This is a genomic window from Mycobacterium sp., from assembly GCF_049802695.1.
Lineage (GTDB): Bacteria > Actinomycetota > Actinomycetes > Mycobacteriales > Mycobacteriaceae > Mycobacterium.
On record NZ_JBARMY010000228.1, the window covers coordinates 1 to 1,939 of the forward strand.

Below are 1,939 nucleotides of genomic sequence, written 5' to 3' on the forward strand. Positions count from 1 at the left end.
GTCTCGGTGCGGACGGTGGAGGGACACCTCTACCGCATTTTCGCCAAGCTCGACATCAGCAGCCGCGATCAGCTCATGAACTTACTAAGGTTGGAGCGGTCTGGGGCGGCCTAAGCCTTCGGGCTAACGAACGGCTCGCTGACGCCCAAATTTGGGAACAAAACTATGCGAAACTGCCCGAAATCAGTGCGACGCGGTGTAACTAGCCGGACGCGCTACCGCCTCTGAGCTGAACTTTTGAGATCAGTGCGGCAGCGCAAAACGCCCAGTGCTCAACTCATGACCCGGAGGTCGCGGGTTCGAATTCTGTCCCCGCTACCAAATGGAAGGGCCCTCAAGGACTCCTCCGAGGGCGTCATCTATGGCTTTGCAAATTTTTGGGATCGGTTGCGTCCACCAAGGTGGTGTACGAGTCGGACCCAGTCGTGAGGTGCGGCGTGTCGTAGCCGAATGAATGAAGGCCATCGCGTGATTCTTCGAGAGACCCACCAAAGTCACTCGAGCAAAGGAACCAACGCGATGACCACTGCCCACGATATCGACTGGCCGGCGGTGCTGGCCGATCGACTCACCACCACCTCGGCCGATGTGCTGCGGGAGCTTGTCTCGACGTTCATCCACACCCTCATGGGCGCCGAAGCCGACGCCCTGTGCGGCGCCGGTTACGGCCAACGCAGTAGCGAACGGACCAATCAGCGCAACGGCTACCGGCAACGCCAATTCGACACGCGGACGGGGTCATTGGATCTGGCGATCCCCAGGCTGCGGCAGGGCTCCTACTTCCCGGACTGGCTGCTGGAACGCCGCAAACGCGCCGAGCGGGCACTGACCACCGTGGTCGCCACCTGCTACCTGCTCGGGGTGTCGACGCGGCGGATGGACAAGCTCGTCGAGACCCTCGGGATCACCGGCCTGTCGAAGTCGCAGGTGTCGGTGATGGCCAAGGAACTCGACACCGCCGTCGAAGCTTTCCGCACCCGCCCGCTGGATGCCGGCCCCTACACGTTCATCGCTGCTGATGCCCTGGTCCTCAAGGTCCGCGAAGCCGGCCGGGTGGTCAACGTGCACGCCCTGATCGCGGTCGGGGTCAACGCGGAGGGATACCGCGAAATCCTCGGCATCGACGTCACCACCGCCGAGGACGGAGCGGGCTGGTTGACGTTCCTACGCTCTTTGACCGCCCGCGGGCTGTCGGGAGTCAGGCTGGTCACCAGTGATGCCCACGCAGGGCTCATCAGCGCGATTGGTTGCACCCTGCCCGGGGCATCCTGGCAGCGGTGCCGCACCCATTACGCCACCAATCTGATGGCCGTCACGCCGAAGAGTTCCTGGCCGTGGGTGCGCACGCTGTTGCACTCAGTCTACGACCAGCCGGACGCTGATTCCGTTGCCGCCCAATATGATCGGATCATCGACGCTCTATCCGACAAGCTACCCAGGGTGGCTGAGCACCTCGACGCCGCCCGCGCGGACCTGCTGGCGTTCACCGCGTTCCCCAAACAGATCTGGCGCCAGATCTGGTCCAACAACCCCCAGGAACGCCTCAATAAGGAGATCCGCCGACGCACCGACGTCGTCGGCATCTTCCCCGATCGCAACGCCCTGATCCGCCTCGTCGGCGCCGTGCTGGCCGAACAACACGACGAATGGGCCGAATCACGACGCTACCTCGGCCTCGACGTCCTCAGCAAATCCCGAGCAGACCAGTGCTCACCGACAGAACAGGAGGCCACCCCCGCGGCGCTGACCGCCTGAACCACCCAGTCGAAGAATCACACGACGACGTCGTACACCACGTCTCTGGACTTGACCCCTCGCGGACCGCCGGGGCGAACCCGTCACAGCAGGAGCCGATACGGTGTATTTCATGCGTCGCGTGGACTACGTCATCCAATATGTGGAGTCGCTCAGGCGGTCGGTGACGTTCTACCGCGACGTG

The 1,939-nt window shown here is 63.3% G+C and carries 1 protein-coding gene and 1 pseudogene; both read left to right on the plus strand.

What is annotated here, in order from left to right:
• The first annotated feature begins 519 nt into the window (after positions 1 to 519).
• On the plus strand, positions 520 to 1,755 hold the full coding sequence (locus tag WA317_RS09185) for an IS256 family transposase (RefSeq protein WP_425172731.1): 1,236 nt from the start codon (positions 520 to 522) through the stop codon (positions 1,753 to 1,755).
• Between the two features lie 112 nt (positions 1,756 to 1,867).
• Positions 1,868 to 1,939 (plus strand): annotated as a pseudogene (locus WA317_RS09190) (VOC family protein); the annotation flags it as partial.